This is a genomic window from Streptomyces sp. NPDC042638 (assembly GCF_040647235.1).
In the GTDB taxonomy this organism is placed as follows: domain Bacteria; phylum Actinomycetota; class Actinomycetes; order Streptomycetales; family Streptomycetaceae; genus Streptomyces; species Streptomyces rameus.
This window is the reverse complement of the sequence record NZ_JBEZBT010000010.1, coordinates 25,061-41,615: the sequence shown is the minus strand read 5'-3', so window position 1 is coordinate 41,615 and position 16,555 is coordinate 25,061. Positions and strand designations below refer to the sequence as shown.

The 16,555-nt window shown below is 73.5% G+C and carries 17 protein-coding genes; 12 read left to right on the top strand and 5 right to left on the bottom strand.

Annotation, left to right across the window (positions count from 1 at the left end; translation table 11 throughout):
- Positions 1-3 precede the first annotated feature (3 nt).
- Positions 4-651, bottom strand: a complete 648-nt coding sequence (locus AB0B40_RS11360; RefSeq protein WP_345059946.1) for a class F sortase — start codon at positions 649-651, stop codon at positions 4-6.
- 178 nt (positions 652-829) lie between these two features.
- Positions 830-1,450 (bottom strand): hypothetical protein, encoded by a 621-nt coding sequence (locus AB0B40_RS11355; RefSeq protein WP_345059949.1) that lies wholly within the window; start codon positions 1,448-1,450, stop codon positions 830-832.
- A 235-nt stretch (positions 1,451-1,685) separates the two neighbouring features.
- Between AB0B40_RS11355 and AB0B40_RS11350 the strand changes: the two genes are divergently transcribed.
- Positions 1,686-2,684, top strand: a complete 999-nt coding sequence (locus tag AB0B40_RS11350) for a hypothetical protein (protein ID WP_345059952.1) — start codon at positions 1,686-1,688, stop codon at positions 2,682-2,684.
- 226 nt (positions 2,685-2,910) lie between these two features.
- Here AB0B40_RS11350 and AB0B40_RS11345 read toward each other — a convergent pair whose 3' ends face one another.
- Both AB0B40_RS11345 and AB0B40_RS11340 read right to left on the bottom strand, forming a co-directional pair.
- Entirely contained in the window at positions 2,911-4,122 is a 1,212-nt protein-coding gene (locus tag AB0B40_RS11345; RefSeq protein WP_345059955.1) for a cytochrome P450, read from the bottom strand.
- The gene (locus tag AB0B40_RS11340) at positions 4,119-4,829 is read right to left on the bottom strand and encodes a tRNA-dependent cyclodipeptide synthase (RefSeq protein ID WP_345059958.1); all 711 of its coding nucleotides are present in this window, start codon (positions 4,827-4,829) and stop codon (positions 4,119-4,121) included. Before AB0B40_RS11340 ends, AB0B40_RS11345 begins: the two co-directional genes overlap by 4 nt.
- 218 nt (positions 4,830-5,047) lie before the next feature.
- Here AB0B40_RS11340 and AB0B40_RS11335 point away from each other — a divergent pair, with 218 nt between their 5' ends.
- From AB0B40_RS11335 to AB0B40_RS11310, 6 genes are all read left to right on the top strand, one after another.
- Positions 5,048-5,884 carry a fructosamine kinase family protein gene (locus AB0B40_RS11335; protein WP_345060096.1) on the top strand — a complete coding sequence of 279 codons (837 nt, stop codon included), beginning with the start codon at positions 5,048-5,050 and terminating at the stop codon, positions 5,882-5,884.
- 102 nt (positions 5,885-5,986) lie between these two features.
- Positions 5,987-6,178 (top strand): putative ATP-grasp-modified RiPP, encoded by a 192-nt coding sequence (tgmA, locus tag AB0B40_RS11330; RefSeq protein ID WP_014670659.1) that lies wholly within the window; start codon positions 5,987-5,989, stop codon positions 6,176-6,178.
- 17 nt (positions 6,179-6,195) lie between these two features.
- On the top strand, positions 6,196-7,179 hold the full coding sequence (tgmB, locus tag AB0B40_RS11325; protein ID WP_345059994.1) for an ATP-grasp ribosomal peptide maturase: 984 nt from the start codon (positions 6,196-6,198) through the stop codon (positions 7,177-7,179).
- 35 nt (positions 7,180-7,214) lie between these two features.
- The gene (locus tag AB0B40_RS11320) at positions 7,215-8,102 is read left to right on the top strand and encodes a Gfo/Idh/MocA family oxidoreductase (RefSeq protein WP_362263766.1); all 888 of its coding nucleotides are present in this window, start codon (positions 7,215-7,217) and stop codon (positions 8,100-8,102) included.
- Between the two features lie 439 nt (positions 8,103-8,541).
- Entirely contained in the window at positions 8,542-9,561 is a 1,020-nt protein-coding gene (locus tag AB0B40_RS11315; protein WP_362263765.1) for a PP2C family protein-serine/threonine phosphatase, read from the top strand.
- A gap of 245 nt (positions 9,562-9,806) precedes the next feature.
- Positions 9,807-10,274: a hypothetical protein gene (locus AB0B40_RS11310; RefSeq protein ID WP_345060003.1), complete on the top strand. Its 468-nt coding sequence runs from the start codon at positions 9,807-9,809 to the stop codon at positions 10,272-10,274.
- 38 nt (positions 10,275-10,312) lie between these two features.
- On the opposite strand, the gene AB0B40_RS11305 is transcribed toward AB0B40_RS11310, so the two are convergent.
- Positions 10,313-10,525, bottom strand: a complete 213-nt coding sequence (locus tag AB0B40_RS11305) for a hypothetical protein (protein ID WP_362263764.1) — start codon at positions 10,523-10,525, stop codon at positions 10,313-10,315.
- A 246-nt stretch (positions 10,526-10,771) separates the two neighbouring features.
- On the opposite strand from AB0B40_RS11305, the gene AB0B40_RS11300 reads away from it, so the two are divergent.
- The 5 genes from AB0B40_RS11300 (at position 10,772) to AB0B40_RS11280 (ending at position 16,347) form a co-directional block, all read left to right on the top strand.
- Positions 10,772-12,010 carry a serine hydrolase domain-containing protein gene (locus tag AB0B40_RS11300; protein ID WP_345060009.1) on the top strand — a complete coding sequence of 413 codons (1,239 nt, stop codon included), beginning with the start codon at positions 10,772-10,774 and terminating at the stop codon, positions 12,008-12,010.
- Positions 12,011-12,517: 507 nt separating this feature from the next.
- Positions 12,518-13,138, top strand: coding sequence for an L-threonylcarbamoyladenylate synthase (locus AB0B40_RS11295; RefSeq protein ID WP_345060012.1), 621 nt, complete (start codon positions 12,518-12,520; stop codon positions 13,136-13,138).
- Positions 13,139-13,255: 117 nt separating this feature from the next.
- Complete coding sequence (locus tag AB0B40_RS11290; RefSeq protein WP_362263763.1) at positions 13,256-14,011, top strand: dienelactone hydrolase family protein; 756 nt, start codon at positions 13,256-13,258, stop codon at positions 14,009-14,011.
- 150 nt (positions 14,012-14,161) lie between these two features.
- Positions 14,162-15,361 (top strand): glycoside hydrolase family 64 protein, encoded by a 1,200-nt coding sequence (locus tag AB0B40_RS11285; RefSeq protein WP_362263762.1) that lies wholly within the window; start codon positions 14,162-14,164, stop codon positions 15,359-15,361.
- Between the two features lie 170 nt (positions 15,362-15,531).
- Entirely contained in the window at positions 15,532-16,347 is an 816-nt protein-coding gene (locus tag AB0B40_RS11280; RefSeq protein ID WP_345060020.1) for an SAM-dependent methyltransferase, read from the top strand.
- Positions 16,348-16,555: the final 208 nt, after the last annotated feature.

Below are 16,555 nucleotides of genomic sequence, written 5' to 3'. Positions count from 1 at the left end.
GGCTCACTCCAGGTGGGCGAAGACGACCAGGTTGTCGGTGTAGTCGCGCACGTCGTGGTCGTAGTCCCCGGCGCAGGTGATGAGGCGGACCTCGGGGCGCGAGGCGTCCGCGTAGACCCGTTCGCTGGGGAAGTCGTCCTTGGCGAAGGTCTCGGCGTCGTCCACGACGAACTCCGCGGTGTGCCCGTCGGACCGCTCCACGGAGAACCGGTCGCCGGGCTCCAGCTCGTCGAGATTGGCGAAGACGGCCGGCGAGGTCACCGTGTCGACGTGCCCGGCGATGATCGCGGTGCCCGGCTCACCGGGCGAGACGCCGTCGGAGTACCAGCCGACGAGGTTGGTGTCGGCGGCGGGCGGCGGCTGCAACTGGCCCGAGGCACCGAGCGACAGGGTGGTGAAGGGGGCGTCCACGGCGATCTTGGGGATGCGCAGGCGGGTCGGTGCGGACCGGGACAGCGCCTCGCCGGTCTGCCGCGGGTCGGCCGACGCGGCGGCGCCGGCGCCCGAAGCCCGGGGCGTCCCCGGCGCGTCGTCCGGCTGCTGATGTCCGCCGAACATGCTGACGGCCAGGAAGACAGCCGCCACACCCCACAGCGTCAGCCGCCCGCCGTGGCCGGAGCCCGCGGGGGTCGAGGGGGAATCTGCTGCCATTGGAACCACCTCACTCGGTCACGGCAGCACAGGGATCGGAGCAGGGAGGAGCGGGGCAGGGAGGAGCGGGGCAGGGGAAGAGCGAGCGGGACCGGCGTCCCGGCGGGCGCAGGGGGCGCGGGCCGCCGGCGCGGCCGGCGCGCCGGCGGCGTCCGCAGCCCCTGCACGCGGTGGCCCGTCAGGACGCCGGCACTCCGGCCTTCTTGCGGCGCATCGCGTACGCGCCGGTGGCGCCTACGGCCAGCACGGCGAGACCGCCCGCGGTGACACCGGGCGTGGCGAGCGCACCGCCACCGGTGTGCATCCCGCCGCGCGGCTTCTCGCGGCCCTCCTCGTCATCGCCGCCCCACTCACTCTTGCCGCCCTTGTCCCCCTTGCCGCCGCCCTTCTCACTGCGGTCCTCGCCGCCACCGCCACCGCCACCGTCATCACCCTTGTCCCGGTAGCTCTCGGGGTCGAACCGGCTGTCGCCGCCGCCCGAACCCCAGTCGCCGCTGTTCACCGCGGCGAGCGCTCCGCCACCCGTGTGCATTCCGCCGCGCGGTCCGTCGTGTTCACCCCCGCCGTCACGCTTGTTGCCGTAGTCCTTGTCGGAGTCGCTGTCGGAGCCTTTGCCGCGGTCGGAGCCGCTGTCGGAGCCCTTGTCGCGGTCGGAGTCGCTGTCGTGCTCCTTGCTGTACGCGGAGTCGTCACGGCCGCCGTCATGCTCGGCCGGAACTGCGAACGCGGCGCCGGGCGTCGCGAAGGCGAGGGCCGCCGTGGCTGCCGCCGTCGCCAGGAGCGTGCGGGCAGAGCGCATAGTGATGTCCTTCCGCCGTGACCGGGCAGCGGATACCTCATCAGCTGGATGGACCCGGCCTCGACATGAACCACCGTCAGTGACGCCCCCGGCTCCCACCATCCGGGCCGCCCAGCCGTGTCACCACTCCACCCGTCTGCCACAGCGCGCCCGCTTCGCGGCCCCTCGTCCGGGTCAATCGCCGGCGCCGCCGCAGGCCTGCCCGACTGACCGAGCCGTATCTGAGGAGCGCCCCATGCCCGTGAACGCCCCCTGCGGACCGGCGGCCCGGCGGCTGGTCGCCGCGGGGGCCGGCGCTCTGCTCGCCGTCGCCGCGGTCGCCGTCCCGGCCCGCGCGGGGGCGGAGACGGTGTCGGAGTATCCGGTCACCACGACGGCCGGGGCCGCTCCCGCGGGCATCACCGGCGGCCCGGACGGCGCGCTGTGGTTCGCGGAGCACGGCGCCGGACGCATCGGGCGGATGACGGCCGACGGCGCGTTCACCGACTTCCCGACCTCCGGCCCGGACACCGGGCCCGCCGAGATCGTCCAGGGGCCGGACCGGGCCCTGTGGTTCACCGAGACCGCCGCCGGGCGGATCGGCCGCGTCACGTCCTCCGGCCGGCTCACCGAGTTCCCGCTGCCGACGGCCGGCAGCGGCCCGGCCGGGATCGCCCTCGGACCGGACCAGGCCCTGTGGTTCACCGAGGCGACCGGTGACCGGATCGGCCGGATCACGGCCGCGGGCCTGATCACCGAGTATCCGGTGCCCACCGTGGACGCCTCCCCCCACTCCATCGCGGCGGGCGGGGACGGCGCTCTGTGGTTCACCGAGCTGGGCGGGGGCAAGGTCGGGCGGATCACCTCCGCCGGGCGGATCACCGAGTTCCCGCTGCCCGGCGGGGCCGGCTTCCCTGGCGGCATCGTCGCCGGGCCGGGCGGCATGTGGCTCACCGCGTCCGGCGAGCACGCGGTCTACCGGGTCGCCTACACCGGGCACCTCACCCGGTTCCCGCTGCCCGGCGCGGACAGTCTGCCGGGGAGCATCGCGCGCGGGCCGGACGGCCATGTCTGGTACGCCGACCAGGCCGGCCGCATCGGGCGGATCACCGCGACCGGCACGGTCACCACCTTTGCGGTGCCGGACGGGGCCGAGAAGGTTCCCCTCGGTCTGACGGCCGGGCCCGGCCGTGCGATGTGGTTCACCGAACTGCTCGGCAACGCCGTCGGCCGCGTCCGGGTCGGCGCCGGGTGACGCCGCCCCGCCGGGTACGACTGCCGCACGCTCGTGACGTCCGCACGCCCGTGACGTCCGCACGCCCGTGACGTCCGCACGCCCGCGACGTCCGCACCTTCGCCGTGACTGCCGAGCGCCCGTCAGTCGCGGGGCGGCCCGGGCCCGGCGAGGGCTCGTCGGGCGCCTGCGGCCCGGCCCGGGGTGCCGGGCCGGGGACGCCGTACGGGTGACGGGGTGCCGGGGGTTACCAGGTCACCGGCAGCCGCTCGGGGATCCGCTTCATGAATCCCGTGCGCCAGACCAGTTGGCCCGACGGGACGGCGAGAGCCAGCTCCGGCAGGCGGTCGAGCAGGACCTCCAGGGCGATGCGGGCGTGCACGCGGCCGAGCGCGGTCGCGGGGCAGTAGTGCGCGCCGCCGCCGAAGGAGAGGTGGTCGGCGGTGTTGTCGCGGTGGACGTCGAAGCGGTGCGGGTCGGGGAACTTCTCCGGGTCGAGGTTGGCGCCCTCCACCAGGACGAGGACCAGTTCGCCCGCGCGGATGTCGACGTCGCCGAGCCGGACGTCTTCGAGGGCGAGGCGGGGCAGGGCGTCGCCGATGGAGAGGTTCACGCGCAGCAGCTCCTCCACCCCCGGGCCGATCAGCTCGGGCCGGTCCCGCAGCAGGTCACGGGCGATGGGGTGGGTGAGCAGGTACACCAGGGCCATGGTGAGGAAACCCGAGGTGGAGATGACACCGGCGCCGAACAGGGTGACGCCGACGGTGGCCAGCATCTCGTCGCTGAGGTGCGCGTACTCGGGATCGTCGCGCAGCGCGGCCAGCTCGCCCATCAGGCCGTGCGTGGCGGGGTCGTCCAGCAGCGCCGTCATCCGGGCGATGTCCCGGTCCCAGTTGAGGCGCGCGCCGGTGACCGGGCACGGGGAGTTCATGAAGGCGATGTCCAGGCTCCGCAGGAAGGCGGGGGCCTCGGCCTGCGGGATGCCGAGGATGCGGCAGTGCATCCCGGCCGAGTACGGCTCGCAGAAGGCACCGCGCAGATCGGCCGTCGCCCCGTCGGCGACGATCAGGTCGACCAGACGGTGCGCCTCGGCACGCAACGATTCCATGAGGCCCGGCGCCTTGGGGTTGAGCGCCTTCATCACCGCACGGCGCAGGCCCGCCCCGGTGATGTTGCCCATGTTGTTCACGACCTCGGGCGGGATCGTGAGCGCGTACTGCCGGGGAACGCCGGGTGCGGAGGTGTCCTTGAGGGAGAACCTGTCGTCCTTCAGGACCTGGGCGCACAGCTCGTACGACGACACCAGCCACGCCTCGTCGCCGGCGATGGTCCGCACCCGCCGCACGGGGGCGGTGGCGCGCAGTTCGCCGACCTGGGACGGCACCCGGGTGCCGTCCCAGGAGAACGGGAAGTCGGGCAGAGGGGGGCGGTCGGTGCGGGGGGCGGGTGCGGTGGTCACAGCACGGCTCCTTCGAGGGCGGCGGGGGTGACGATGGCGTGGCCCTGGTTGCGGGAGGCGCGCAGGCCGGCGCCGCGCGAGTACAACAGCTCGGCCATCGGCAGGAGTTGGTGGTAGCAGTTGAGCGAGGAGGGCACGCCGAGGATCGCCGGGGTGTCCAGGAACAGCGGGGCCTCGGCGCAGACGTACTCCAGGCACACGGCACGCTGCCGCTCGCTCGGGGTCTCGCCACGCGCGGTGAGGAAACGATTCACCAGGCTTTCGCACACGCCGCGGAAGGCACCGTCGGAGACCAGCCGGGCCTTCAGGTGCCGGTGGATCTCCTGGTAGGCGGGATTGGTGCGGAACTCCGACATCGGATGCCAGTCGAGCCGGGTGCCGTCCGGGTCGGCCGCCGACACCGCGTCACGGACCTTGGCGCGCACCCCGCGCAGGTTCTTGACCGCCTTGCGGCGGGCCTCCTCGGGTGGATAGCCGGAGGCCTCGTACATCTCGGCGACGTACAGGTCGGTGTAGACGAAGTCGACCCGGTCGAAATGGTCCAGCCCCCAGCGGGCGAGGTCGTGCAGGCGCCGGGCCGAGAAGTAGCTGTTGCCCGGGGACACACCGATCACGGCGTGGGCACCCTCGTCGAGGATCACCTCGCAGTGCGAGGTGTACGGCTGGACTTCGAAGACGTCGGCCATCAGCACGGATGCTGTGGTCACGGGGGAAATCCTCCGCCGCGCGCTAGTCCCGGCGGGGCCCTGTGCCCCCGGTGTGGCGATGCGGCGCCCTCACGCTAGCCGTACCGGATCACCACGGGTAGTAACTGCCTGGGTTTGGCTTGAAACAGTCGTACCAACGGTTGAACTACCCCGCGAAAGGCTCTCCTTGCGGGCTCTACCCTGGTGCCGTGGTCTACCGAGAAGAGGATCCGGGGCAGGTGGCGTACCGGCTCACCGGGCGCCCCGCCACCGCCCCCCGGCGGTCGGCGGGCTCCCCCGCGGAAGTGCTGCTCGACGGCGGGACACCGGTGATGGTCAAGCGTGGCGACGCGCCCGGGGCGGTACGCGCGGAGGTGGCGGGACTGCGCTGGCTGGCCGCCGCGCAGGCGGTCCGGGTGCCGGAGGTGCTCGGGCACGATGAACACTGGATGGTGACCGAGCGGGTGCGGACCGGGCCCTCGGGCTCCGGTGCGGCGCTGCGTTTCGGCCATGCACTGGCCGCCCTCCACGCGTCCGGCGCGCCCCATTTCGGGTCACCGCCGCCCGGTGGGCCGCGGGACGCCTACATCGGCCTCGCCCCCATGCGCAACGAGCCGGGAGCCGACTGGCCGCACTGGTACGCCGAGCACCGCGTACTCCCCTACGTGCGTGCCGCGGTCGACCGCGGCACGCTCAGCCCGGCCGAGGCGGACGTGTTCGAGCGTGTCTGCGCGCGGCTGCCGGAGCTGGCGGGGCCGGCCGAGCCGCCCGCCCGGCTGCACGGCGACCTGTGGAACGGCAATGTGCTGTGGGGCGCCGACGGCGAGGTCCGGCTCATCGACCCGGCCGCGCACGGGGGACATCGCGAGACCGACCTGGCGATGCTCCGGTTGTTCGGCTGTTCCCACCTGGACCGGGTACTAGCCGGTTACCGGCAGACGGCGCCCCTGGCCGACGGCTGGCGGGACCGGGTGGCGCTGCACCAGCTGTTTCCCCTGCTGGTGCACGTGGTGCTGTTCGGGCGCGGGTACGCCGAACAGGCCCTGGCCGCGGCCCGGAGGACGCTCGCGGGGTGAGAGCCCCCGGGCGCCCTCCCCGGGGCGCGGTCACGGAAAGTAAGGAAACCAATCACCCGTTCGACTCGTATAAGGACGTGAAAGCCTAATCAGGGAGAGACCATGCAACCGTTCACGCTCAACTACGCGCGGCCCGCAGTGCAGTTGGACGTCACCGCTCCGTACGCGTACGACTCCGGACTGCAGTTGAACGTCCTCCCGGACGGGCGGATCGCCGCCACCGACCACGCGACCCTCAGAGCACTCGGAACCACGACCTCGACCGCCGGTTCCAAGACGCACTTCGACGACTGAACCGCGGGCTGTGACAGATGACCGTGCTCATCCTGACCAGTCAGGAAGACGTGACGGCGGACATGGTGGTCCTCCGGCTCGGCGAGGCCGGCGTGCCCGTCGTCCGGTTCGACCCCGCCGATCTCACCAACGGGGTGGCGCTGTCGGGCGAGTACGTGCAGGGCGCCCGCCGGGGACACCTGTCCGTCGGCGGGCGCCTGCTGAGCATGAACGGCCTGCGTTCCGTCTGGGTGCGCAGACCGGGCGAACCGGCGGCCCGCGCCGCCCAGCCCTCCGCGTGGCTGACGGAGGAGGCCTCGCAGGCGCTGTACGGCATGCTGCGCTGCACCGACGCCCGCTGGATGAACCATCCGGACGCCTCCCGCCGCGCCCGGCACAAGCCCTGGCAGCTGCACCTGGCCCAGCACAGCGGCCTGGCGGTGCCGGCCACCCTGATCACGACGTTCCCGCAGGCCGCACGTGAGTTCGCGGAACGCTTCCCGGACCTGGTGGTCAAGCCGGTCTCCGGGGCGCATCCCCAGGAGCCGCCCCGGGCGGTGCCGACCAGCAGGGTCGCGCCGGACGCCGACTTCACCGCGGTGGCCTACGGGCCCACCCTGCTGCAACGGCGGGTCGCCAAGCGGGCCGACATCCGGCTCACCGTCGTCGGCGGCACGCTGCTGGCCGCGCGCAAGCCCGCCGACCCGGACGCCCACCCGGACGACGTGGACGTCCGCTTCGCCCCGTCGGTCTCCCCCTGGCTGCCCGCGGACGTGCCCCCACGCGTCGCCGAGAGCGTGCTGCGCTACATGACGGACGCCGAACTGGCCTACGGGGCGTTCGACTTCGCGGAGGACGCCGACGGGATCTGGTGGTTCCTGGAGTGCAACCAGTCCGGACAGTTCGGGTTCGTCGAGATGGACACCGGCCAGCCGATCGCCGCCACCATCGCCGACTGGCTCGCCGGGCAGGGTGATCCGGGCCGCGGGTGTACGCAGGACGGCCGGAGCGCAGCGTCTTGAGGGTGCGGGGATCGGCTCGGAGAAAGGAACGTGACATGCGCATCGGACTGCTGGGAACGGGCCCGTGGGCCAGGGCGGCCTATGCTCCCGCCCTGGCCGGGCACACCGGCCTGGAGTTCGCGGGGGTGTGGGGGCGCAGGCCGGAGGCGGCCACGGCACTGGCGGAGGAGTACGCCGTCGCCGCCTACGACGACGTGGACGCGCTGCTGGCCGACGTGGACGCGGTGGCGGTGGCCCTGCCGCCGTCCGTACAGGCCGAGCTGGCGGTGCGGGCGGCCGGCGCGGGCTGTCACCTGCTGCTGGACAAGCCGCTGGCGTTGTCGGTCGCCGAGGGGCGGGCCGTGACGGAGGCGGTGGAGCGGGCCGGGGTGGCGTCGGTGGTGTTCTTCACCGCGCGCTTCCAGAAGGAGCCGGAGGCATGGATCGAGGAGCAGGCCGCGGTGGCCGGCTGGTTCACGGCGCGGGCGCAGTGGCTGGGCGCGGTGTTCACCGGCGACAGCCCGTTCGCGGCCTCACCGTGGCGGCGCGAGAAGGGCGCCCTGTGGGACGTCGGCCCGCACGCCCTGTCGGTACTGCTGCCGGTCCTGGGCGACGTACGGCAGGTCGTGGCGGCGGCGCACGGTCCGGCCGACACCGTCCATCTGGTGCTCGACCATGCCACCGGCGCGTCGAGCACGCTCACGCTGAGCCTGACGGCGCCGCCCGCGGCCGCCGGGGCCGATGTGGAGCTGCGCGGCGAGGCGGGCGTGTCGGTGCTGCCGGGGAGTTCGGAGGGAGCGGTCCCGGCGCTCTCCCGGGCCGCCGACGCGCTGGTGCGGGCCGCCGCCACGGGCCGCCCGCACCCCTGCGACGCCGGGTTCGGCCTCCGGGTCACCGAGATCCTGGCCACGGCGGAGGCCCGGCTGGCGGGCGGCACCGACTAGCCGGCCTCGGCCCATGGCAGGTCGGGGGTTCGGCGCTCCGTACGACGGCCGGCCGGCCGGTGAGGCGCGCGGCCATCGGGTGATCGCCCCGGCCGGTGACGGCGGTGACGAGGCCGGCCCTCTCACCGGCCCGGGAAGCGCGGGCCGCCCGGTACGCACCGCGCCGCCCACCGGGCGGCCCCGGCACGGTACGGGGCAGTGAGCACCGCTCTCGTCGAGCGTGCGGTGGCCGGACCGGCCGGGCAACGCCGGTGATCGCCCCGGGTGGGGATCATGGACCGGGAGCGGCCGGGCGGACGGCCACCGCCGTCCCGTGGGATGCGGGGCGTCGGCGTCGGCGTAGCTTGGGGATGTGGGATCGGTGTGCCGCTGGTCGTCGCGCGGGGACCGGAACAATCGCGGCTGGCTGCGGGGAGCGCCGCCGCCGTGGTGGGTACGTGTGCTCCCCGTGCTCCTGCTCGCCGCCGTCGGCTCGGCCACGCTGATCACGCCCCATGCGCGCGACCTCGGTTTCCTGCTGGGCGCGATCCCGCCGCTGGCTGTCCTGTCGTACGGCCCGCTGACGACCGGACTGCTCGGCGTGGGCGTGATCGTGGTGCTGAACGTCCCGGCCGCGCACCTGGACCGCCCCGGCAACACCGATCTGCTCACCATCGTGTTCGTGGTCGCGCTGAGTATCTTCGTCTCCTATGTGCGCAGCCACCGGGACGCCCAGCTGAACACCGAGCGGGCGATCGGCGAGGCGGTGCAGCGGGCCGTGCTGCCGCCGCTGCCGGACCGGGTCGGAGGGGTCCGGTGCGCGACCTACTACCGGGCCGCTCAGGACGGGACGCTGGTGGGCGGGGACTTCTTCGACGTGCGGGCGGGACCGTACGGCGTGCGCGCGGTGATCGGTGACGTACAGGGGCACGGTCTGCGGGCGGTCGCCACGGTGGTGTCGCTGCTGGGGGCGTTCCGGGAGACCGCGCTCGACCAGCCGGACCTGGAGTCGGTGGCGGCCCGGCTGGACCGCCGGCTGGCCGTGGACTGCGCGGACGCACGGCACGCGGAGCTCTTCGCGACGGCCCTGCTGGTGGAGTTCGCCGCCGACGCGGCGGCGGTGCGGGTGCTGGCCTGCGGTCATCCCGCGCCCGTCCTGCTGCGCGCGCGACAGGCCAGGGAGGTGACCGTCGCGCCCGGGCCGCCGCTGGGCATCGGCCTCGTCGGTGTCGAACCGCCGAAGGAGGTCACGGTGGCGCTCGAACCGGGTGACCGGCTGTTCCTGGCCTCGGACGGCGTGTGGGAGGCCCGGGGCCCGGACGACGCCTTCTACCCCCTGCCGGAGCGGCTGGCCGCCCTGGCCGCCACCCCGTCCGCCGAGCTGCCCGCCGCGGTGTGGGCGGACCTGGGACGGCGGCGTTACCAGGTGCGCGACGACGCCACCATGCTGGTGCTGACCCCCGAGCCGCCGGACACCTGAGTCGGCCCCGCGCGGCGCGCTCCGCACCGGCGATCACGAACGGGTGACGGTCCCCTGCCCCAACTGACGAACCGATAGACGGAGTTCGAACGTCCCGACTCAAACGCCAGGCCGCGCCACCCCTTCCGCAGAGTAGAAATATCTACAACCATGCATATGCCGGGTTGGCGTGCGGACGCACCAAGTGCCCGGTCACGGACGTTCCCTGCACTCGGGCAGGCGGGCGAGGACACCCGGAGCGGTGCATGACGAACACGGTGTGGATGCGGGGCGTGGAGTGGCTGGCCGCGGCGTCGGCCGACCCTCGCGCCTGCAAGTGGGGATGGGATCACGGCGACGGCGTCGCACTGCTGGAGGCGGGGCGGTACTGGGACGTGCTGAGCGTCCCCGACCGGCTGGGGCTGCTCACCCTGGACCTGTTGTGGCGGCCGGCCCTGCCGGTGCCGGGGCCGACGCTGGTGGACACGACGGCGGGGCGGGTCGGGTTCTTCCTGCCGCCCGACCCGTCGGGGGGCTGGGTGGGCGCGGGGCTGCGGTACGCGACGAAGGGGTCCTGGGTCGCCGTACCGCCGCCCTACCGGCCTGCCCGCGCACTGGAGTGGCTCGTACCGCCCGACGGTTCCGGCGCACTCCATGCGCCCGGCACACTGGAGGAGGCGTTGCAGCAGGCCAACGGCGCGCTGGCGGTACTCGCGCCGATGTGCGGGCGGTAGCGGCGGCCGGGCGAGGCCGGTCAGCGGCCGGGACCGGGCTACACGCCGGGGCCGGGACCGGGCCGTACGCTCGGGCCGGGACCCGAGAGGGCGGCCCAGAGGGAGTCGGGCTCCGCGGGGAGGGTCCGCCCCTGCGCGCGCCACTCGGCGACGAGCAGGGCGTAGATCGGCTCGCGGGTGCGGTCCACCCGGCGCAGCCGGCGCAGCCGGTCCACGCGCTCCAGCCGGTCCATCCAGTCCAAGCGGTCCATGCCGGGGCAACGCCCGCGGCCCGCCGCCGGTACGCCCCGCCCCGGCCGCTCACCGGGTCGGGTGAGGCCGTCCCCCGAACGGGGTCCTCCGCCCGTCGGACAAGCATCCCGCCCGGGCCGCCGCGCTCCCCGCCGCCCTGCCCTCCTCCGGCGCGCGGTGCCGGACGGGCGCTCCTATGCTGGGAAGGTCGCGGCTCCGATGTCCGGTTCGCGCACGGCCGCCTCTCACGTGCTTGGAGTCAGCCCATGCCGCCCACCGCCGTACGCCTGCGCCGGGTGGCCGTGGCCGCCCTGCTCGCGGGGTCGCTGTCCGTACCGCTGACCGCCGGGGCGGCGCCCGCCGTACCGGCCGCGCACCTCTCCGGCACGCCGAGCCCGTCGGCCACGGGCACGGACGTCCGCCCCCTCACCCCCGACGTCGCGCGTCGGCTCGACGCGGCCGTACAGCAGGTGATGCGCACGGCGAACGTGCCGGGGGTGACCGTCGGTGTCTGGACGCCGGAACAGAAGAGCTACGTCCGTTCGTTCGGCGTCGCCGACAAGGCGACCGGCCGGCGGATGACACCCGACCTGTACATGCGCATCGGCAGCGAGACGAAGACCTTCACCGTCACCGCGCTGCTGCAACTGGTCGACCAGGGCAAGGTCGGCCTGGACGACCCGATCGGCAGGTACGTCGACGGCGTACCGAACGGCGACAGGATCACGCTCCGGCAGCTGGCCGGCATGCGCAGCGGACTGTTCAACTACTCCGAGGACAACGGCTTCTTCAAGGCGCTGACGTCCGATCCCCGGCGCTCCTTCACCCCGCGGCAGCTGCTCGGCTTCGCCTTCCGGCATCCGGTGCTGTTCCCGCCGGGCCGGGAGTTCTCCTACTCCAACACCAATCTGATCCTGCTCGGACTGGTGGTGGAGAAGGAGAGCGGTCAGCACCTCGGGGACTACATCGGGCAGCACATCCTCGGTCCGGCGGGTATGAAGGACACGCTCTTCCCCAGCGGCAGTGAGTACCCCCGGCCGCACGCGCAGGGTTACACCGACCAGACGGCCGACGGCAAGGTCGCCGAGACCGCGGGCTGGAACCCGTCCTGGGGCTGGGCCGCGGGAGCGATGATCTCGACCCTGGACGACCTGCGCATCTGGGCGCCCACGGTCGCCACCGGCCGACTGCCCGACGGCAGGCGGATGATCAGCCCCGCCACGCAGCAGCAGCGCCTGGTCACCCCGGCGACGCCGATCCCGGACATCGGTTACGGGCTGGGGATCTTCAATGTGCGGGGGTGGATCGGCCACAACGGCTCCCTGCCCGGCTACGAGTCCCTGACGATCTACCTCCCGGCGACCCGGACGACCGTCGTGGCGCTGCTCAACACCGACATCGACCACGGCCGGGACGAACCCAGCACACTGGTCGGCGAAGCCGTCACGAAGATCATCTCTCCGCGGCACGTGTTCAACCTGCCCGCCGCACCCGCGGCCAGGTGACGAGTCGGTCCGGCGCTCCCGGGCCGCTCGACCCCGCGCTCCCCGGCCGCTCGACCCCGCGTCGGCGTGCGCCCGGCCGGTCAGGGCGTGCCGGACATGGCTCCGCCGGCGGCCTGGGGGGGGAATGGGCCGCCGGCGGAGACGCCACGCCCGGGGCGGGGGGGGCGGCCCCGGGCGGCTGAGAGTCGGATGCCCCGGAATCCGACGGGTACACAGGCGGGACGCGTCCGGTCCGGGGACCGGTGCGGACACCGGCCGCTCCCCCGCACTCGGTGCCGGATGCCGCCGCACCCCGCAGTCCGGCCGTGGCGATGGCAGCGACCAGCAGGCAGAGCACGTCGGCGGCCACAGCGACGGAGAGCACCATGGCGACGCCGGGCCCGAGTGCGACGAACGGCGGCCACGATGACTTCATGCCCGCGTCGGACACGTATGACGGCACAGGTGTCGCCGGTGACGCCGACCCGGCTGCGCGCCCGGCGCCGGGGGACGGCATAGGCTCGGCGGATGGCGAAGTACTTCGACGTGCACCCCGAGAACCCGCAGCCGCGCAGCATCGCGCAGATCGCCGACGCGGTCCGCTCGGAAGCGCTCATCGCATATCCGACCGACTCCTGTTACGCACTCGGCTGCCGGCTGGGCAGCCGGGACGGCATGGACCGGATCCGCTCCATCCGCCGGCTGGACGACCGGCACCACTTCACGCTGGTGTGCCGTGACTTCGCGCAGCTCGGCCAGTACGTACGGGTGGACAACGACGTGTTCCGGGCCGTGAAGGCGTCGACGCCCGGCAGCTACACCTTCATCCTGCCCGCCACCCGCGAGGTGCCGCGCAAGCTGTGGCACCCGAAGAAGAAGACCGTGGGCGTGCGCATCCCCGACCATGTGGTCACCCAGGCGCTGCTGGCGGAGCTGGGGGAGCCGCTGCTGTCCAGCACGCTGCTGCTGCCGGACGAGGAGGAGCCGCTGACCCAGGGCTGGGAGATCAAGGACCGGCTCGACCATGTGGTGGACGCCGTGGTCGACTCGGGCGACTGCGGCACCGAGCCGACGACGGTGGTCGACTTCTCCAGCGGGGAGGCGGAGATCGTCCGGCGGGGCGCCGGGGACACCAGCCGCTTCGAGTGAGTGCGCGGCGCACTCGGGTGCGGGGCCGCGGACCCTGCGTGACAGCATGGGCCGTAGCCGTGGCGCCGGGGGCCGTCGCCCCCCGGCGCCCATTCCCCGAGGGAGGGCCTACCCACCATGACCGATGTCCAGGGAAACGTTGTCGACATCCGGACCGAGGACGGCGTGGCCGACGCCTACCTCGTCCATCCGGCCGACGGGCGCCCCCGTCCGGGCGTGCTGTTCTACCAGGACGCCTACGGCCTGCGTCCTCACCTTCGATCGATGGCCGACCGGCTGGCGGGGGCCGGTTACACGGTGCTGGTGCCGAACGTGTTCTACCGGGTCGGCCGGGCGCCGGTCGTGGACCTGCCCGAGTTCATCGACCCGGGCGCCGACCCGACCATCTGGGAGCGGCTCGGCCCGCTGCTGGCCGGGCTGACGCCGGACCTGGTCAGGCGGGACGCGGGCGCCTATCTGCGGTGGCTCGCCGACAGCCCTCTCGCGGCCGACGGCCCCGTCGCGCTGACCGGCTACTGCATGGGCGCCCGGCTGGCGCTGTGGACCGCGGGCGCCCACCCGGACCGGGTCGCGGCGGCGGCCGGCTTCCACGGCGGACGCCTCGCCACCGACGACCCGGACAGCCCGCACCTGGAGGCGCCGCGCATCACGGCGGAGCTGTACTTCGGGCACGCCGACGAGGACCCGTCGCTGCCCGTGGAGCAGATGGCACGCCTGGAGGAGGCCCTGACCGCCGCCGGGGTGCGGCACACCAGCGAGGTCTACGCCGGCGCGCACCACGGCTACACGCAGGCGGACACGCCCGCCTACGACCAGAAGGCCGCCGAGCGGCACTGGGCGGCGCTGCTGGACCTGCTCGAGCGCACCTTCTGACCCGGACCCCGGCGCCCGCCCGACGGTGGGCGCCGGGATCGAATCCCGTCCACGTCATTGACATGCACTCGTCCTGGCACGACGCTGAGAGCGCTCTCAGACAGGTACGGACCAAGTCCGTACGACCCCGACCCCACACGGAGGTGGAGAGTGCCTCCCCAGCTCACACGCCGCGTGCTGCCCCCGGCCGCCGCCGCGGCCCTGCTCGGCGGACTGCTCGTGCTCGGCGCACCGGAGAGCGCCGGTGCCGCCGTGCCGGACACCATCCCCCTGAAGATCACCAACAACTCGGGCCGCTCCGAACCGGTCTACGTCTACGACCTCGGCACCCAGCTGTCCTCGGGACGGCAGGGCTGGGCCGACGCGAACGGCACCTTCCACGCCTGGCCGGCGGGCGGTAATCCGCCGACTCCCGCGCCGGACGCGGCGATACCCGGCCCGGCCGCCGGGCAGTCCACGACCATCCGCATCCCGAAGTTCTCCGGCCGGATCTACTTCTCCTACGGCCAGAAGCTCGACTTCCGGCTCACCACCGGCGGACTGGTGCAGCCGGCCGTGCAGAACCCCTCCGACCCCAACCGCAACATCCTCTTCAACTGGTCGGAGTACACGCTCAACGACTCCGGGCTGTGGCTCAACAGCACCCAGGTGGACATGTTCTCCGCGCCGTACGCGGTCGGGGTGCAGCGGGCCGACGGCGGTGTGAGCACCACGGGGCATCTGAAGAGCGGCGGCTGGACCGGGTTCTTCAACGCGCTGCGCGGACAGCCGGGCGGCTGGGCGGCCCTGGTCCAGACGCGTCCCGACGGCACGGTGCTGCGCGCGCTGTCCCCGCTGTACGGCGTGGAGACGGGGGCGCTGCCGGCGAACGTGATGGACGACTACGTCAACCGGGTCTGGCAGAAGTACACGTCGTCGACGCTGACGGTCACGCCGTTCGCCGACCAGCCGAACACCAAGTACTTCGGCCGGGTCTCGGGCAACGTCATGAACTTCACCAACTCCTCCGGCGCGGTCGTCACGAGTTTCCAGAAGCCGGACGCCGCCAGCATCTTCGGCTGCCACAAGCTCCTGGACGCCCCCAACGACCAGGTCCGCGGCCCCATCTCGCGTACTCTGTGCGCCGGTTTCAACCGCTCGACCCTGCTGGTCAACCCCAACCAGCCGGACACCACGACGGTGAACTTCTACCAGGACCCGGTGACCAACCAGTACGCGCGCAAGATCCACGCGCAGACGGCCGACGGAAAGGCGTACGCGTTCGCCTTCGACGACGTCGGCAACCAGGAGTCGCTGGTGCACGACGGCGGCCCGCAGCAGGCGTATCTGACGCTGGATCCGCTGAGCTGACTCACGGCGGTCCCGCACCCGGAGCACGGGTGCGGGACCGCCGTGTCCGTGCCGCGCCCGGAGCCGCTTCGCGCCACGCCGGAAAGGCGAACCGGGTGCGTGCACAGGGGTGTTCGGACGTAGGTTGGGTCAGGCCGACCCCTGCCCCGGCGGAGAGAAGGACACGACCCATGCCCGATCCGGCGACGACGCCCGAGCCGGCGACGCACCAGAAGATCGACACATCGGTGCCGCACTCGGCACGCATCTGGAACTACTGGCTCGGCGGCAAGGACAACTACCCGGTCGACGAGGCGGCCGGTGACGCGTACACCGCCGTCTTCCCGGGCATCGTCACCATTGCCCGCAGCAGCCGTGCCTTCCTGCGCCGCAACATCGCCTACCTCGTCTCGGAAGCGGGCATCCGGCAGTTCCTGGACATCGGCACGGGTCTGCCGACCGCCGAGAACACCCATGAGGTGGCCCAGCGACTCGCCCCCGGGGCACGGATCGTCTACGTCGACAACGACCCGATGGTCCTGGCCCACGCCCGCGCGCTGCTCTACTCCTCCGCCGAGGGCGCGACCGCCTACATCGACGCCGACGTCACGGACCCGGACCGCATCATCGCGGCCGCCGCCGAGACGCTGGACCTCACCCGGCCCACCGCACTCGTCCTCAGCAACATCCTGGGGCACGTCGCCGACCACGACCGGGCCCGGGCGATCGTCGGCCGGCTCATGGACGCCCTGCCGCCGGGCAGCTACCTGTCCGTCAACGACGGCTCGCGCGGCATCGACCCGGTCTTCGAGCAGGCCCAGGACTCCTACAACACCACCGGGGCGGTCCCGTACAACCTGCGCTCGGTCGAGGCGATCACCGCGTTCTTCGACGGTCTGGAACTCGTCGAGCCCGGCGTCGTCTCCGTCACCCAGTGGCGCCCGGAGCCGGGTTCGCCCGCTCCGGAGGTCGTCGCCGAGCACGGAGGACTCGCCCGCAAGCCGTGACCGCCCGCTCCGGGGGCGCCGGCGTCCACGGCACGTGCGAGAGCGGCACGGCCCCGTCCCCGGCCTCGGTGATCCACAGCCGGCCGCCGGCGTCAGGGGTGAGCCGGCCGCGCTCCAGCAGCTCCTCGAGGACAAGGGCGGGCCGCCAAGGGGCGCGTGGGCACCCAGGGCCCCGCCATCCCGTGCCCGGCCGGGGCGTTGTTACCGT

What these genes read in the sequence shown, in the direction of transcription:
- AB0B40_RS11320 (WP_362263766.1), top strand. Translation starts at nt 7,215, where the DNA reads ATGCGCATCGGACTGCTGGGAACGGGCCCGTGGGCCAGGGCGGCCTAT.
- AB0B40_RS11310 (WP_345060003.1), top strand. Translation starts at nt 9,807, where the DNA reads ATGACGAACACGGTGTGGATGCGGGGCGTGGAGTGGCTGGCCGCGGCG.
- AB0B40_RS11305 (WP_362263764.1), bottom strand. Translation starts at nt 10,525, where the DNA reads ATGGACCGCTTGGACTGGATGGACCGGCTGGAGCGCGTGGACCGGCTG.
- AB0B40_RS11295 (WP_345060012.1), top strand. Translation starts at nt 12,518, where the DNA reads ATGGCGAAGTACTTCGACGTGCACCCCGAGAACCCGCAGCCGCGCAGC.
- tgmA (WP_014670659.1), top strand. Translation starts at nt 5,987, where the DNA reads ATGCAACCGTTCACGCTCAACTACGCGCGGCCCGCAGTGCAGTTGGAC.
- tgmB (WP_345059994.1), top strand. Translation starts at nt 6,196, where the DNA reads ATGACCGTGCTCATCCTGACCAGTCAGGAAGACGTGACGGCGGACATG.
- AB0B40_RS11280 (WP_345060020.1), top strand. Translation starts at nt 15,532, where the DNA reads ATGCCCGATCCGGCGACGACGCCCGAGCCGGCGACGCACCAGAAGATC.
- AB0B40_RS11355 (WP_345059949.1), bottom strand. Translation starts at nt 1,450, where the DNA reads ATGCGCTCTGCCCGCACGCTCCTGGCGACGGCGGCAGCCACGGCGGCC.
- AB0B40_RS11360 (WP_345059946.1), bottom strand. Translation starts at nt 651, where the DNA reads ATGGCAGCAGATTCCCCCTCGACCCCCGCGGGCTCCGGCCACGGCGGG.
- AB0B40_RS11300 (WP_345060009.1), top strand. Translation starts at nt 10,772, where the DNA reads ATGCCGCCCACCGCCGTACGCCTGCGCCGGGTGGCCGTGGCCGCCCTG.
- AB0B40_RS11290 (WP_362263763.1), top strand. Translation starts at nt 13,256, where the DNA reads ATGACCGATGTCCAGGGAAACGTTGTCGACATCCGGACCGAGGACGGC.
- AB0B40_RS11350 (WP_345059952.1), top strand. Translation starts at nt 1,686, where the DNA reads ATGCCCGTGAACGCCCCCTGCGGACCGGCGGCCCGGCGGCTGGTCGCC.